The following is a 15,872-nucleotide window of genomic DNA, read 5'->3' as shown; positions in this document are numbered from 1 at the left end:
GTTCGCTTGAGATGTGACGTGATGTGGTGGACGACCTCCGCACCAGCGTAGCTGTGCGATGATGTGGTCGTTGTAGGCCCACGTCTAGGAGTCGTTACATGGAGCAGGAGGTTGTCACCGTCGGATTGGATCTGGCGAACAATGTGCTTCAGGTGCACGCCATCGCTGCCGAAGGCAAGGTGCTGATCCGGCGCAAGCTGCGCCGGTCCGAGGTCATCCGGTTCTTCGCGGAGTTGCCGCCTTGCCTGATCGGTATAGAAGCCTGCGCATCGGCGCATCACTGGGCGCGCGAACTCATCGCGATCGGCCATGTGGTTCGCCTCATGCCGCCGGCCTATGTTAAGCCATACGTGAAGCGCGGGAAGACCGATGCGGCGGATGCCGAAGCGTTCTGCGATGTAGCGCGACAAACAGGATGAGAATGTGATTGTCGCGGCGCGTCATTCAGTGCCGATTTTAATTGTCGCTGGCAAGGACCTCGTTCTCATCCTGATTGTCGCGGATGGTCTCGAGGACTTTCGGAGTGGTGTAGGCGGCGGGACGTCCAGCCCCGGTGCGGCGGGCCTGAGCCGTGCGCCGGCGATAACTTTCGACGTTCATCTCGAAGATCGTGGCATGATGCACGAGCCTGTCGACCGCAGCGAGCGTCGTTGCCGGGTCCGGGAAGACGCGGCTCCCTTCGCCGAAGGGCTGGTTGGCGGTGATGAGCAGGGATTTACGCTCGTATCGGGCACTGATCAGTTCGAAGAGAACGGAGGTTTCCACTTGGTCGCGTGAGACGTAGGCGAAGTCGTCGAGAATGAGCAGATGATACTTGTCGAGCTTGGCGATTGCGGATTCCAGCGTCAGTTCGCGGCGAGCAACCTGCAGACGTTGGACGAGGTCAGAGGTGCGGGTGAACAGTGCTCGCCAGCCATTTTCCACCAATGCCAGGCCGATCGCCGCCGCCAGATGGCTTTTGCCGCCGCCTGGCGGGCCGAACAGGATGAGATTGGAACCCTGGTCGAGCCAGCCATCGCCGGCGCACAGGGCCATGACCTGTGCCTTGGAGATCATCGGCACGGCCTCGAAGGCGAAGCAGTCCAACGTCTTGCCCGCCGGCAGGTGGGCTTCAGCCAGATGACGCCCGATCCGGCGACGATCGCGTTCGGCGAGAGCCCGAGCCATTCGTCGCGGGGGAGGGCCAGGCGGAAGATTTTCTTGTCCGGACATGCGTTGGGCAATTGGATGCGGATCAGGGTCTTCAACTCGGTGACGCGGGCAGCGACCTTGATGAGGCGCAGGCGCAAGGTATCGAACTGGACGGTACGCCAGGCTGAACGTTTGGGCATGGGGCTACGCAGGTCCCACATGAGCCAGTAGGCCCCGGCATGAAGAAATAGGCGCAACTGGTTGGCGGTGGCCCTTGTGCAGGATGTGCGATTGGCAGCGAGGTGGGTTTTCCAGGACTTGATGTAATTTTCGGCCTGACCTCGGCGGCAGTAGACCTGCTCGTAGAGCCGGCGGGGCGAGCCCTTCTTGAGATTGGTGACGATGAAGTGGGTGTCCGCACCGTGATCGCCGACCTCGACACGGGCGATAATCCGCTCGACGCGGCTCCAGCTTTGGCGCCATCGTGGAAGGACTTGAAGCGACGCGCTTTGCCGACTTGGGGCGCGGCATCGAAGCGCGCTTCGATGCTTACCTCGAGATCGGCAATGTGACGGCGCAATGTCGATGTGGGCGCGACGCCCAGGATAAATTCATGTCCGCCGGCCCGGCGCCAGTCGACGACTTCAGGGCAGCAATAGTGACTGTCCCCGCGAAGCAGGATCTCCGTCTTTGGCCAGTTGGCGCGGATTGCACGCATCAAGCGACGCAGGAAAGCCCTGATCTCCTTGCCGCCGGGTCGTTTGGCCGGGCGCAGAACGGCTGTGATGAACCGGCCCTCGCCATCGAACACGACGATGGGCTGGAACTCACATTCGTCATGATGAGCGTTGAACAATCGCACCTGCTGGCCACCACGCACGGCATCGAAGGTATCATCGATGTTGAGGACAATGCGCTTGGGCACGTTGCGGAAACTCTCGCAGTACAGATCCACCATCGACCGGCCTATGTGCAGGAGCGCACGCGTATCAGGCAGGTTTTCCAGTCGCGATATTGTCGGCTGCGAGCAAAGTGCACGGTCCGATGGAGCTAGGCCAAGCGCCATCTTGAACGCCGGATCGATGCGCAGGCTGGAAGCGTCATTGCCATCCTCATAGCCCGCCGCGATCATCATCAGACAAAACCGGATCATGTCGGCCAGGCTGTGGGTGATACGGTCGGGCGCGCGCGGATCCTTGATGCAGGCCGGAAGGCGATCGGCTACGGCAAACCGCTGCTCGACCTCGCGCAGCAGCACCAGACCGCCATCGGAAGAGAGCATGCCGTTGTCAAATTGGGCGTTCAAACGCTTGCCAGAAACGGGTGACAAACCAGTCAGGGGCAGCGTAGGATAATCCATGGTGGGTGTGGCTCTCCAGAAATGACGATGGTCGGTGTAGGCAACCAAATCATACGTCAGAAAGTTAAGCCACATCCACCGGTCCCTGGTGAATTTTACGGGTTAGATTTATGGTAGGCATCTTAAGGTAGAACATTATTGTTGCAATTGACACCTTGGATTGGCCAGGAGGTCTTTGCATTCGAGTCCAGCATCTACAAGATGCGATAATTCTGCATATGCCTCCGCCGACCTCCCAAGTTTTATCAGATCTACCAGCATCTCTTCGTCAGCTGAAAGAAACGCATCGCCCAACTGGATCGGTCTTCCCAGGCACTCTTGAAAGAGTGTCATGAGTTTGTCGAAATATGCGGTCATGGCTTCACAGCGAAAGGGGGCTAGCAGCTCATATAACGGTGCCCTCGTCGCGAGCGATTCTCTCCTTGCCGTAACCCAGCACCGGACGGCTGCAGCTGCCAGCCGAGAAGGCTCGAAGGCGTGAGGATAGATGTCGATAGGCCTATTGAGCAGACGGATATCGCTGGAAAGAGGGCGGTGGGTCGTCAGATACATTGGTTAGACTCCTGTTTCCGCTGACCGTGTCAGACACTCAGCGCCAGACCTAGAGGTGGTCGAGCTCGTGAGCGTTCAGGAAAGACACCAAACGCTCATGAGGGCATTAATCTGGCGCAGATTATCCTTATTGAAAGTGATTCTCAACAGCAAAATCACTTGGCCAGCGACGACAAAGAGGCATTCGGGAATCGGAAGCCTTGTATGCGGAGCCGAACAGGTTGTCGTTGCCCTCTAAATCGCCTGCCAGGGCCCGCACTTTGATAAGGTGGGCCGGTCGCTGGCAGGGCGTACCGCCCTCAACAGCGATTTCCAGGCAATGATCACTCGGATCGCCTGGAACGAGATATGGGGTCGGGCAGGTCTAGATGATCGCACGCGGCGGTTGATCGTACTGGCAATCACCGCCAGCCTCGGCCGGTGGGAGGAATTTGCGCTGCATGTTCGTGCTGGCCTCACGCGCGACGGCTTCACGCGCGAGGAGATGAAGGAAGTCCTGATGCAGACGGCCATCTATGCCGGTGTTCCAGCCGCCAACACGGCCTTTGCCGAGGCGGCCAGGATCATAGCCGAAATCGACGGTTAGAGGCTGAGGTCCGCTGCCGTCTCGCGCAAAGCCGGCAGGATGCGTTTACGCAGGTCCTCAAGAGAAACGCGGGCGGTGGACATGCCGACATTGAGCGCCGCGACGACCCCGGCCTTTCCTTTAACCGGAACGGCCACTGAACGCACGCCTATCTCCAGTTCCTCATCGAGGATAGCGTAGCCCTCGGTAGCAACGCGCTGGAATATCTGCATCAGCTGTCCGCGACCGGTCACCGTTTTGTCCGTGAGCGCTTTGAGGTCGACGCGATCGAGATAAGCCTCCTGCACTTCGCGATCGCAGGCAGCAAGCAGCACGCGTCCCATCGAGGTAGGATAAAGCGGCAACCTGCTCCCCACGCGCAGCCCGATCGACATGATACGCGATGCTTCCGATCGGGCGACATATAGTAGCTGGTCTTCCTCCATAACCCCGAGCGAACAGGATTCCGAAATGGCGTCGCGCAGCTGGTTCAGGAGCGGCTGGGCGCGTGCTGCCAGCGCATTGAGCGATAGATAGGGGTGGCCCAGCGCCAGGGCCTGCCGCCGCACGACATAACCGCGCGCATCCTGCCCGACATAACCCAGCAGATTGAGCGTATGCAGGCAACGCCGCACCGCCGCGCGGCTGAGGCCGATGCGACGGCTGACGTCGGCAATCGTCACCGGCCGGGACGACTCGGCGACACACCGCATCACCGCCAGCCCCCGCGCGAGCGAACTCATGAATTCCGGGTCGCCCGGTCGTTCCAGTTCGTTCCGACCATCCATCGCCGCACCCCAGATTATTGTTCGATAATCGGTTCATACTTCGATTATCGGTTGACGCAAGAAACCCACGATCGAAGAAGGGACCCATATCAAAGGAGCAGCGTCGCCCATGATCGACAAGAGCATCACATCGGCCGAAGAGGCAGTCGCGGATATCCTGGACGGAGCGTCGGTGATGATCGGCGGCTTCGGTACGGCCGGTATGCCCGACCAGCTGATCGACGCGCTGATCGCGCACGGCGCAGGCGACCTTACGATCATCAACAACAATGCCGGCAACGGCGAGGCTGGCGTCGCCGCCCTCATCGAGGCGGGCCGAGTGAAAAAGATCATCTGCTCCTTTCCGCGCCAGTCCGATTCCCATCATTTCGACGCCGCCTACCGGGCAGGCCAGATCGAGCTGGAGCTTGTGCCGCAAGGAAATCTGGCCGCCCGCATCCAGGCGGCCGGCGCGGGGCTGGGCGCCATTTTCACGCCCACCGGCTATGGCACGCAGCTTGCCGAAGGGAAGGAAACGCGCCAGATCGACGGCGTGCACCATGTGCTCGAATATCCGATCAAGGCCGACTTCGCGCTGATCAAGGCGTACAAGGGCGATCGGTGGGGCAACCTCATCTATCGCAAGACCGCCCGCAATTTCGGCCCGATCATGGCTATGGCCGCGACCACGACCATCGCACAAGTCAGCGAGATCGTGGAGCTTGGCGCCATCGATCCGGAGATCGTGGTGACGCCCGGCATTTTCGTGCAGCGCGTCGTCGAGATCGCGTCCCCCACCAACCACGCGCTCGCTGCCTAATCGGGAGAACCCCCATGAACCGCATGAACCGCGACGAGATGGCCGCACGCGTCGCGCGCGACATTCCCGAAGGCGCCTATGTGAATCTCGGCATCGGCCTGCCGACCAAAGTCGCCAATTATCTGCCGCAAGACCGCGACATTTTCCTCCAGAGCGAGAACGGCCTGCTGGGCATGGGCCCCGCCCCCGCGCCGGGCGAGGAGGATTGGGAACTGATCAATGCAGGCAAGCAGGCGGTGACCTTGCTGACGGGCGGCTGCTTTTTTCACCATGCAGACAGTTTCGCGATGATGCGGGGCGGGCATATCGATATCTGCGTGCTGGGCGCATTCCAGGTGGCCGTGAACGGCGACCTTGCCAACTGGCATACCGGAGAGCCCGGAGCGATCCCGGCGGTGGGCGGCGCGATGGATCTGGCCATTGGCGCCAAACAGACTTTCGTGATGATGGAATTGCTGACCAAGCAGGGGACAAGCAAACTGGTGGAGGCCTGCACCTATCCTTTGACCGGCCTTGCCTGCGTATCGCGCGTTTATACCGACCTCGCCGTATTCGATGTTGGGCCACGCGGCGCGAGCGTGGTCGAGATGGTGGAAGGGCTATCGCTTGACGAACTGCGCCGAATGACCGGCGTGCCCCTCGGCAACGAAGCGCAGGCGGCCTGACACCCGCAAGTATAAGCCAAAAGGATAATCCATGATCGACGCCTTCATCTGCGACGCCGTGCGCACGCCAATTGGCCGCTATGGCGGCATCCTGGCCAATATCCGCGCCGATGATCTGGGTGCAGTGCCGATGAAGGCGCTGCTGGCGCGTAATCCGGACCTCGACCCCAGCTCGATCGAGGAAGTTTTCTATGGCTGCGCCAACCAGTCGGGCGAGGACAACCGGAACGTCGCGCGCATGAGCCTGCTCCTTGCCGGCCTGCCGCACACGGTACCGGGGGTGACGCTCAACCGACTGTGCGCCTCGGGTCTGGAGGCCGTCGGCGCGGCGGCACGCGCGATCGGCTGCGGCGAGATGGCGATAGCCATCGCAGGTGGCGTCGAGAGCATGACGCGCGCGCCCTTCGTGATGGGCAAGGCCGACGGCGCCTTCGGCCGCAACCAGAAGCTGGAGGATACGACGATGGGCTGGCGCTTCGTCAATTCGACCCTGGATGCGCTCTACGGCACCGAAACGATGCCCCGAACGGGCGAGAATGTGGCGCAGGATCACGGTATCAGCCGGGAGGATCAGGATGGCTTCGCGCTTCGCAGCCAGCAGCGCGCCGCGGCCGCGCAGGCCAGCGGTTTCTTCGCACAGGAAATCATCCCCGTCACCGTACCAGGCCGGAAGCGTGGCGAAACGGTCGAGGTCAGCGTGGACGAACACCCTCGCGCCGACACGACGATCGAGACGCTTGCCAAACTGAAGCCTCTTTTCCCCAACGGCAGCGTGACAGCTGGGAATGCGTCGGGCATCAACGACGGTGCGGCAGCGATGATCGTTGCGAGCGAAAAGGCGGCGAAAGCCAACGGCCTGACGCCCCGCGCACGCATATTGGGGATGGCGTCGGTTGGGGTGGAGCCGCGCGTGATGGGTATCGGGCCGCTTCCCGCCACTCAGAAGCTGCTTACGCGTCTTGGCCTTGCCATCGGCGATTTCGATATCATCGAGCTGAATGAAGCGTTCGCCAGCCAGGGCATCGCGGTCATGCGGGGCTTGGGCCTGCGCGACGATGCGCCTCATGTGAACCCCAATGGCGGTGCTATCGCGCTCGGTCATCCGCTCGGCATGTCGGGCGCGCGCATCGTAATGTCGCTCGTACATCAACTGGAGCGGACGGGTGGAAAGCGCGGCATTGCCACTTTATGCATCGGCGTCGGCATGGGCTTGGCGCTCGCCGTAGAGCGCGTCTAGGAGCAATGCCTTGGGGGCAGGCTCAGAGAGGCAGCCCCGGTTCTCCTGTCGATGGCGAGCTGCCAACCTTTAACGATCTTCCGTCAACTCCGTCTCGCATCGAGCCTGATTGTTCGTGTGACGGCGGAACATGTCATGATAATTACGCTATCTGCTGCCTCTTGGCGAATCGCACTGCGCGACTGAGTCATAATTACCGACACGCGGGAATTGCTGCTTCGTCATTACAACCGCGCTTTGAGTTTGATGGCAAGAACCGGGTCAAGATATATGCTCGATGCGGTTCTTGCCATAAGGGCCGTCGGCCGTCGGCGGGGTCTGCCTGCCTCAGTCGGCGAGAAGGGCTGTAACCGTCTTGGTCTCGGTGTAGTGCAGAACACCCTCTTCGCCGACCTCGCGGCCCCAGCCCGATTCCTTGACACCGCCAAACGGCGCGGACGGATCATTCATCCCATGCGTGTTGATCCAGACGGTGCCCGCCTGAAGACGACGCGCGGTCAGGTGCGCGCGCGATAGATCGCGGGTCCAGATGTTCGCTGCAAGGCCGTAGCGCGTATCATTGGCGGCCGCGACAGCTTCGTCGACATCATCGAATGGCGTAGCGACCAGTACCGGTCCGAATATCTCCTCACGCACGATGCTGGAATCCGGTCCTGGATTGGAGAAGATTGTCGGCTCGACGAAATAGCCGCCCTCGCCCCCTGTTCCACCGCCCGTGACGATTTCGGCGCCGCTTGATCGCCCCTGCTCGATATAGTCGAGGACGCGCTGTTGCTGCGCCCGCGAGACGAGAGGCCCAAGCATCGCGTCCGGGTCGCGGCCATGACCCAGTTTGAAGCTCCGCGCAGCTTGCACCACCCCTTCGACCACACGATCATAGACCGAGCGCTCGACATAAAGTCGGGACGCGGCGAGACACACCTGGCCTGAGTTGAAAAAGATCGCGAGCGCGGCGCCAATGCTCGCTTTTTCCAGATCGGCGTCCGCGAAGATCAGCGAGGGAGATTTACCGCCCAGTTCAAGCGTCACGCGCTTTAGATCCTTGGCAGCGGTTTGCACGATCTGTTTACCCACGCGCGTGGAACCGGTGAAAGCGATCTTGTCGATACCGGGATGCTCTACCAGAGCCTGTCCCGCCTCATGGCCATAGCCTGTGACGACGTTGAGAACGCCTTCGGGCAGGCCTGCCTCGAGCGCCAGTTCGGCAAGGCGCAGTGCTGTAAGCGGAGTGACTTCCGACGGCTTGAGCACAATGGTGCAGCCGGCCGCCAGAGCTGGCGCAATCTTCCAGGCCGCCATGGCGAGAGGATAATTCCACGGAACGATCTGTCCGACGACACCTATCGGTTCGTGGACCGAGTAGCTGTGATACTGCCGCCCATCGCCGGAGATCGGGTTCACCTGCCCGCCAATCTTGGAAGCCCAGCCGGCCATGTAGCGAAAGATGTCGGCGGCGGCCGGGACGTCGACCGCCATCGCGTGATGGACCGTTTTGCCGTTATCATAGCTTTCGAGGAGCGCGAGTTCGCCTGCATTGTCCTCGATCTTGCGGGCGATTGCCTCGATGATCTTGGCACGGTCAAGCGGACGCATCCGCGACCAAGAGTGGGATTCGAAGGCTGTCCGCGCGCGGCGGACTGCCTTGTCCACATCCTCTGCCGTCCCGGCCGGAACACTTGCAAAAACCTTACCCGTCGCCGGATCTTCGATCTCGATCCGCTTTCCAGCGCCTGCTTCTTGCCGCTCCCCGCCGATCAGCATCCTCGTATCGGGAAGCCTAACCTCAAATCCAGGTTCACCATGCAATTGTGGATCGATCGTCATAAGCGTGTTCATGTCAGGTCTCCGAAAAGAAAAAGAAAGGGTCGCGCTCGCCTTTCGTGAGCACGACCCAGGGGAGAGTCTATAAGCGGGCCGAGAGGCTGACTCCGAAAGTGCGCGGCCGTCCGGCGAACCTGACGGTCGTGTCGGTGATCCTTGTTGCGTTCGACCAGTAATACTCGTTCGTCAGGTTTCGCACGAACGCGCTGATCTTGTAGCGTTTGTCGTCAAGGTTGATACCCGCACGCAAATCGATCAGCGTATAGTCTGCGATCGTCAGGCCGCCTTGCGCGGTGAGCGTCGGCGAGGGCGTCTGCCTCGCATCGCCGAGAACCGCCTTGGTGTCGCTCTGGAAACTCATGTTTGCGCCAATGAATGCGCCGACATTATCACTCAGAGCCCAATCATACTGGCCGTCTATGACGATCTGGTACTTCGGTGTGTAGGGGAAAGCAGAACCGCCGAAATCGGCCTGGTTCCCGTAGCTGTCATAGTTGACGAAGCTCCCCTTGATCTTGGTGTCGAGGTAGGTCCCGCCGATGCTAAAGCGTAGGCCATCGGTTGGCGCGAGATCGAGTTGGATTTCGGCGCCCTGCACACGTGACTTGGGAACGTTGACGAGCGCCTCAAGCGGACCGAAAATGTCGGGATTTGCAACGACCCGACCCTTCAACTGTTTGTCGCTATAATCGTAATAGAAAACAGCCCCATTGATTTGCGCGGTACGATCGAGCAACGTCAGCTTTGCGCCCAACTCGTAGGCGGTGACCGATTCCTGAGTGACCGGATTGAACTGGTTGGCGTCGCTCGCCGAGAGCAACGGGAAACTGCCCGACTTGTATCCTTTGCTGACCGACGCGTAGAGCAGGATGTCCCTGTTCGGCTTGAAATCCAGACCAGCCCGCCAGGACACATTGTCTTCATCGAGCGATCGACGAACTTCACCAGCAGTCAAGGTTGCAGCATCGATAGTAACGCAAGCGTCAGGTTGAATGTCAATTGGGCTGAGACCCGCGCCACCCCTGATGAAGTTCAGCAGATTTTCTATTCCCACGCCCAGCGCGTCACCACGATCGGCCGTGCATCCCGCGAAGTCGATATTGATCTTCGTGTAACGGATGCCGCCATGCAGCGTGAAGAATTCGCCGATGTCATAGTCGAGATTGGCGAAAACAGCTTTGTTCACGAACTTCTGCTGGGAATATTGGTAGTAACGAAAGAACGGAACGCCCACGCCGGCATCGACCAACTGGTACGCCGAGGTTGAATCGGGGTACGCTGCTTCGTCATGCTGATAGGTCTTTTCGCGAGAATAGTTGCCACCGATGATCCAGCTCAGGTCGCCGGTCTTCCCGCCCAGACGAAGCTCTTGCGAAAGCGCGGTGATACGGCCGGTCGTGTTGTAGAAATAGCCCTGGAGGGCAACGCCGTCCGGATCGATATCCGCGTCGATGTCGTATTTCGACCAGCTTGTGATCGAGGTCAGAGTGATGTCGTCGCTGAGATCGAGATCGCCACGCAAGGACGCCTGATAATACCAATCGTCGCGTTTGGGATCCTGGCCCGGTGTCCAGTCGGCCGCCCGGTTATTGAGAGGCGCGATCGGGTAGCTGTAAAACTCTCCCGCGCGCGCCGGGTTGCCCAGCGGCACCACGCCTATGAGCTGGGCTGCCTGCCCATCACTTTTGTCGATGAAGCCATTGAGGTTGAGCTCGAAGCGCAACGCGTCGGAAGGCTCGAAGTCGACGAGCAGACGGCCGGTCGTGAAATTCCGATCGCCAAGCTTGTCATCGCGTGTGTAACTGCGCTGCCATGCACCGCCCTGCTCGGTGCGGACGGCCACGCGCGCGGAGATAGTGTCGCTGATCGGGCCGCTCACGAAACCGCCGGCTGTCACCTCGCCAAAGCGGGCGATACTCGCGTCGAGGCCAGCCTTAAAAGTCGTCGTTGGCTTGGCTGCGATATAGTTGATCGCGCCACCGGTCGCATTTGACCCGAAAAGCGTGCCTTGCGGTCCCTTGAGCACCTCGACGCGCTCCAGATCGAGCGTCGCGCCGCGCGTCATGATTGAAAAGGGTATCGCGACCTGATCCTGGTAAATGCTGACCGTAGGCTTGGCGGCGAGCGAAGTATCGTAGAAGCCGATACCACGAAGGGTGTAAACCGGCGTCGCAAAGGCGCTCTCGGTATAGTTGAAACCCGGCACGATCTTCCCAAGATCGGCAACGTCGGTGATACCCTGGTCCTGCAATTTCTCGCCTGAAGCCGCCGTAATAGACAGCGGGACATCATTGAGCGCCTGTTCTCGCTTCTGCGCGGTCACGATAATGTCGCCGATTCCGGATTCCGCTTGCGGCTCTGCGCTCGCGGTCTGGGCAATCGCCGGCGATTGCATCGCAAATATGGAACAGCCGGCAACAAATAGATTCCTTCCTCTCATAGCATTATCCTCCCTCAAGATCGCCCATATCTTACAGGCTTGTTTCCCGGACTTGATTGACCGGTCTATTGGCTATTGCCGACGGGGCGGGCACGAACCGCCTCGTCGGATATCGTAAGTCAGTTTTTGGTGAAGCGGATCGGCAAGCTCTTGTAACCGCCCACGAAGTTGGTTTCGACCAGCCGCGGCTCACCGGCCAGTTCGACAGACTTAAGATGCGGAAGCAGTTCTTCGTAAAGCACCCTCATCTCGAGCTTGGCGAGATGCTGGCCAAGACACATGTGGGGACCAAAACCGAAGGCGATATGCTGGTTGGGCGATCGCGTTATGTCGAATCGATCGGCGTCTGCGAACACTTCCTCGTCGCGACAGCCGGACGGGTAGCAGATCATCAGACGGTCCATCGCGCGGATAGTCTGTCCGCGCAGCTCGGTATCCTCGGTCGCGTTACGCATGAAATGCTTGACCGGCGCGGTCCAGCGAATGGCTTCGTCGACAAGCTTGGGTATCATCGCCGGGTCGGCTTTCACCTTGTCCCAATTCTCGGGATATAGGAGCATGCCGTGCAGGCCGCCTGCAGTCGACGAAGAGGTCGTATCGTGTCCTGCGGTCGCGATGGCGACATAATAGCCATTTGCCTCCGCCCGCGGGATCGGCAGGCCATTGACGCGGGAGTTCGCGATCAGTGAGAGCAGATCGTCGTTGGGCTGCTCCCGGCGCGCCGCGCTGAGCTTGTCGAAATATCCGTAAAAGTCTTCCAGCGTCGCAGCCCACATTTTAGCACCGACAACCGGATCAGCCGCAATTTCGGGGCGCTGTTCCTCAGGATCATGGACGCCGAAGAACTCCTGCGTCAGCTTCAGCATGCGGGGTTCATCTTCGGGGGGAACGCCGAACAGCGTCATGATCACGCGCAACGGATAGTGCAGCGCAAAATCCTTCACGAAGTCGCACTCGCCATCGAAGCTCAGCAGATTTTCGACCGACTGTCGTGCAAGAACCCGCACCTGGTCCTCGAGCTTGCTGATCTTACCGGGGAGAAACCAGTTCGAGGTCACGGAGCGGAAGCTGCCATGCTCGGGCGGATCCATATAAGTCAGCGACGAGAGGATCCGCAGTGATCCGTTGTTGATCTCGCGCGTAAACGCATCGGAGGCCTGGTCGTTCAGCACCGGATTGTGATCGGCGTTGTGAAACAGCTTCGCGTTTTTTTCAACTTCGCGGATGTCCGCGTGCTTCGTCACGATCCAAAGCGGATCGTAGCCGGGTACTTCGGCTACGCCGAGCGGCATATTCTCGCGCAGCCACTTGAAGGCGCCATAGACAACCTCGTCATTAGTGTAGGATTTGGGTGAAACCACGATCCTGGCGATGTCGTCCGGAATCATGGGACGGGTGTCGGGTTCAAACGTAGTGGCCATGCATATACCCTCTCCAGCGGCTTAATAAGCCCTGCTGCGTTGCGTGTTCCGCAGACGTAACACTGGACTTTGATCACCGTCAATCTTATAGGGCGGTCGGACCATTTAACCGCACCTCAGATAAATATACGTATAATCAGGTATTTATCAGCGGCTGCAGAGCATTCACCCTCCGCAATCTGAATAGCGGAACCGAGTTTGAATGGGAGAGACATATGCAGATACGCGCGGCAGTTTCCAGGAATGCAGGTGCGGATTTCAGCGTCGAGACCCTCGATATGCTAGATATCCAAGCCGATGAAATACTGGTGCGCGTAGTCGCTACCGGCCTCTGCCATACCGATATCGCGGTGCGCGATCAGATACTGCCGGTTCCCTTGCCGGCCGTCCTTGGCCATGAAGGAGCCGGCCTCGTAGAGGCGATCGGAGCAGACGTTCAAGGCCTCAGCGTCGGCGACCACGTCGTGCTGGGATTCGCGGCCTGTCGGCAATGCCCACAATGCATCACCGGGCAGCCGGCCTATTGCCGCGAGTTCACACCATTGAATTTCAGCGGACGGCGACGGGACGGAACCTCATGTCTGCACGATCAAAATGGTGAGGTAAGCAGTCACTTCTTCGGCCAGTCGTCATTCGCGACACATGCCATTGTAGCGGCCAAAAACGCCGTGAAAGTGACCAAGGATGCTCCGATCGAGCTCCTTGGCCCGCTTGGCTGCGGTATCATGACCGGCGCCGGTGCCGTTTTCCACGCCTTGCAACTGAAGCAGGGTGAAAGCCTGCTTGTCACTGGAGGCGGTCCCGTCGGACTAAGCGCGGTGATGGCAGGAGTGGTAAGAGGGGCGGATATGATCCTGGTGTCTGACCCTCTTCCCTCCCGCCGCGCAATGGCTATCGATCTCGGCGCCACCCACGTGATCGATCCAGCCGCAGGGGAACTCGCAGAGCAGGTTCGTGCCATTGTGCCAGCCGGCGTCGAGAACGTACTCGACACCTCCGGCATAGCCCCGGTCATCGAAGCCGCCGTTGGTACTCTGGCCGTGCGTGGCAGGCTGGCGACGGTTGGCGTACCCAGGTCTGCCGATGCTGCAGTTTCGCTCAATATCCTGCAGATGCTCTCGCTGGGCATTCAAATTAGCGGCGTCACCGAAGGAAACGCCGATCCCCAGACCTTTCTTCCGCAGCTTGTCGACCTTTTCCTGGCAGGCAAGTTTCCGATCGATCGCATGATCAGCTCATATCGCCTGGATCAGATCAACGAAGCCATCGCCGATCAGCATGCCGGCCGGTGCGTAAAGGCCATTCTCACGATGTAGCCGGGAGTTCGTCGGGCGGCCGATCGCTGCCGCCCGCATGCAGTTTCTCCAGATGCCGGAAAAATGCACGCTGTCGAAGCAATCCAAAGAAATCGAGCATAAGAGGCAAGGCCTGCTCGATAAGATCCGCCGCTTCGCGCGTTGTGACACGCTCGTTCGTCCGCTCGAAGAACGTTTGGGCCTCCCAGTTGCCGACAAACTCCGCAGCCTTTGTGTAGAAGCCCAATATATCAGGTGAGTAAGTCAGTCGCTGGTCGAAGCCGGCCTTGCGCATCTGGCCCCAGATACGGACGAGATGCACCGCGGAGATGGAAAGTGCTTCACCATCCGATGTCTCAATAATCTCCAATATACCGATCCTGGCAAGGATATGGGCATCCTCCAGCGCTTGCGGATACTCCCGCTCTAGCGTGGTGATCAGCACCGGTTGCCCATCCCCACCCGTGCGGTGATCAACTAATTGCTCGAGCTGATCGAATGCCGCGGCATCAAGCCGAGCCTCGGCCGCCTCGCCGTCCATAAGCGCACGAATCTGGGAAAGGGTGAGACGATTTTCTCGCTGAAGGCGGCGTATAGCCGCGATGGCCTGGACATGCTCCTCGCCATAGATCGCAATTGTCCGGCGAGGTCGCGCGGGCTCGGGGATCAACCCGTCTCGCAAATAGACGCGAATCACCTCCCTATGGACCCCGGTCCGTTGCTCAAGTTCGCGCATCTTCATAGAGTTCTCTAAAGCATGGGAGAGCAGGGCGAGCAACACGCGCTCTTAACCCTCCGGCAATGTGGGCTACCGCAGCGAATCGACGCATTGGACAGCCTGTCCACGCTGGCGGGCCGATCAGCACGTATTCCGGCCTTACATTCTATACGGGAACGCTGGACCATATTCTTCTCGCGTTCGATATCCGCGCGGGCGACGAGCCAACAGAACCTGCAGAATTTCCAATCGCTTTTCGTAATTTGAATTAGGGAAGACCAAGGTTGATATCCTAGCCTCTCCTGCAAAATCGTGGTTTGCAGGAGAGAACATGAGATGCTGGTAGGTGCTCCGAATTTCCGCGATCTAGGTGGCCACGCTGCGCGGGACGGCACCATCCGGACGGGCAAAGTCTACAGGTCAAGCCAACTCTCTCATCTGACCGATGGCGACCTGGAGTCGGTGCGGCATATGGGTCTGAAAAGCATCATCGACCTTCGCTCGGAACGTGAGCGGATGGCGCAACCGACACCTGCTGTCCTCAGGACGGCTGGCGACTATCTATCTCCAAAGTCCGACACCGACTTCATCTTCAATCGCATCTTCGCAGAATCGGAAAAGACGGCCGCCGCCTGGGCCGCGGGATTCTCAACCTTCTACGGTCTGATGCTCGATGCATATGCGCCCGAGTTCATCGCAATGTTCCGTGCCATTTCGGATGGAAATTTGCCGATCCTTATCCATTGCTCGGCCGGCAAGGATCGCACCGGCGCGGCATCCGCGCTGCTCCTCGATTTCCTGGGCGTCCAACGCGCAACCATTGTCGACGACTATGTTCGCAGCAGTTCCGAGCTCAACGGCGACATGCATTTCAAGAATATGCTTTCCGATGCCAAGTTGCACCTCTATGCCGACCTTCCGCCCGAGTGCAGGGACGTCATACTTGGCACCAAGCCCGCCTATCTCGAGTGCCTCTTCGCGACCCTCGGCGACCGGTTTGGATCGGTCAGCGGCTATCTCGCCCACCATGGTTTCAGCGCTGCTGAGCGGAATCGGATCACCGACGCGTTGATCTGACTA

11 protein-coding genes and 3 pseudogenes are annotated in these 15,872 nt (G+C 59.7%); 7 read left to right on the top strand and 7 right to left on the bottom strand.

Features of this window, described 5'->3' with window-relative positions; translation table 11 throughout:
* Nucleotides 1-98: 98 nt before the first annotated feature.
* A pseudogene (locus ATN00_RS07775) lies at nucleotides 99-407 on the top strand (IS110 family transposase); the annotation flags it as partial.
* Between the two features lie 49 nt (nucleotides 408-456).
* Here the strand turns inward: ATN00_RS07775 and istB are convergent.
* Nucleotides 457-1,155 (bottom strand): annotated as a pseudogene (gene istB / locus ATN00_RS07770) (IS21-like element helper ATPase IstB); the annotation flags it as partial.
* A 17-nt stretch (nucleotides 1,156-1,172) separates the two neighbouring features.
* Nucleotides 1,173-2,491, bottom strand: a pseudogene (locus ATN00_RS22800) (IS1380 family transposase); the annotation flags it as partial.
* Between the two features lie 871 nt (nucleotides 2,492-3,362).
* On the opposite strand from ATN00_RS22800, the gene ATN00_RS07755 reads away from it, so the two are divergent.
* A complete protein-coding gene (locus tag ATN00_RS07755; protein ID WP_062063684.1) occupies nucleotides 3,363-3,629 on the top strand; it encodes a carboxymuconolactone decarboxylase family protein in 267 nt (88 codons plus the stop codon).
* On the opposite strand, the gene ATN00_RS07750 is transcribed toward ATN00_RS07755, so the two are convergent.
* Nucleotides 3,626-4,396 (bottom strand): IclR family transcriptional regulator domain-containing protein, encoded by a 771-nt coding sequence (locus ATN00_RS07750; RefSeq protein WP_062063681.1) that lies wholly within the window; start codon nucleotides 4,394-4,396, stop codon nucleotides 3,626-3,628. The genes ATN00_RS07755 and ATN00_RS07750 overlap by 4 nt on opposite strands.
* A 109-nt stretch (nucleotides 4,397-4,505) precedes the next feature.
* Here ATN00_RS07750 and ATN00_RS07745 point away from each other — a divergent pair, with 109 nt between their 5' ends.
* From ATN00_RS07745 to pcaF, 3 genes are read left to right on the top strand one after another with little or no spacing between them, the layout of a single operon-like run.
* Nucleotides 4,506-5,195, top strand: coding sequence for a 3-oxoacid CoA-transferase subunit A (locus ATN00_RS07745; RefSeq protein ID WP_062063679.1), 690 nt, complete (start codon nucleotides 4,506-4,508; stop codon nucleotides 5,193-5,195).
* Nucleotides 5,196-5,209: 14 nt separating this feature from the next.
* Complete coding sequence (locus tag ATN00_RS07740; RefSeq protein WP_062063677.1) at nucleotides 5,210-5,860, top strand: 3-oxoacid CoA-transferase subunit B; 651 nt, start codon at nucleotides 5,210-5,212, stop codon at nucleotides 5,858-5,860.
* Nucleotides 5,861-5,891: 31 nt separating this feature from the next.
* Nucleotides 5,892-7,097, top strand: a complete 1,206-nt coding sequence (pcaF, locus tag ATN00_RS07735) for a 3-oxoadipyl-CoA thiolase (protein WP_062063674.1) — start codon at nucleotides 5,892-5,894, stop codon at nucleotides 7,095-7,097.
* Nucleotides 7,098-7,424: 327 nt separating this feature from the next.
* On the opposite strand, the gene ATN00_RS07730 is transcribed toward pcaF, so the two are convergent.
* The 3 genes from ATN00_RS07730 to ATN00_RS07720 all read right to left on the bottom strand — a co-directional run bounded on the left by ATN00_RS07730 (nucleotide 7,425) and on the right by ATN00_RS07720 (nucleotide 12,779).
* Entirely contained in the window at nucleotides 7,425-8,933 is a 1,509-nt protein-coding gene (locus ATN00_RS07730; protein ID WP_231746421.1) for an aldehyde dehydrogenase family protein, read from the bottom strand.
* A gap of 67 nt (nucleotides 8,934-9,000) precedes the next feature.
* Nucleotides 9,001-11,313 carry a TonB-dependent receptor gene (locus ATN00_RS07725; RefSeq protein WP_231746420.1) on the bottom strand — a complete coding sequence of 771 codons (2,313 nt, stop codon included), beginning with the start codon at nucleotides 11,311-11,313 and terminating at the stop codon, nucleotides 9,001-9,003.
* A 164-nt stretch (nucleotides 11,314-11,477) separates the two neighbouring features.
* Entirely contained in the window at nucleotides 11,478-12,779 is a 1,302-nt protein-coding gene (locus tag ATN00_RS07720; RefSeq protein WP_062063670.1) for a cytochrome P450, read from the bottom strand.
* A 215-nt stretch (nucleotides 12,780-12,994) separates the two neighbouring features.
* On the opposite strand from ATN00_RS07720, the gene ATN00_RS07715 reads away from it, so the two are divergent.
* On the top strand, nucleotides 12,995-14,095 hold the full coding sequence (locus ATN00_RS07715; RefSeq protein WP_062063668.1) for an NAD(P)-dependent alcohol dehydrogenase: 1,101 nt from the start codon (nucleotides 12,995-12,997) through the stop codon (nucleotides 14,093-14,095).
* Here the strand turns inward: ATN00_RS07715 and ATN00_RS07710 are convergent.
* A complete protein-coding gene (locus ATN00_RS07710; RefSeq protein WP_062068531.1) occupies nucleotides 14,085-14,816 on the bottom strand; it encodes a MerR family transcriptional regulator in 732 nt (243 codons plus the stop codon). The two genes, ATN00_RS07715 and ATN00_RS07710, sit on opposite strands and share 11 nt — an antisense overlap.
* A gap of 312 nt (nucleotides 14,817-15,128) precedes the next feature.
* Between ATN00_RS07710 and ATN00_RS07705 the strand changes: the two genes are divergently transcribed.
* Nucleotides 15,129-15,869, top strand: coding sequence for a tyrosine-protein phosphatase (locus ATN00_RS07705; RefSeq protein ID WP_062063666.1), 741 nt, complete (start codon nucleotides 15,129-15,131; stop codon nucleotides 15,867-15,869).
* Nucleotides 15,870-15,872 lie beyond the last annotated feature (3 nt).

Source organism: Sphingobium baderi (assembly GCF_001456115.1).
In the GTDB taxonomy this organism is placed as follows: Bacteria; Pseudomonadota; Alphaproteobacteria; order Sphingomonadales; family Sphingomonadaceae; genus Sphingobium; species Sphingobium baderi_A.
This window is presented reverse-complemented; position numbering and strand designations above follow the sequence as displayed.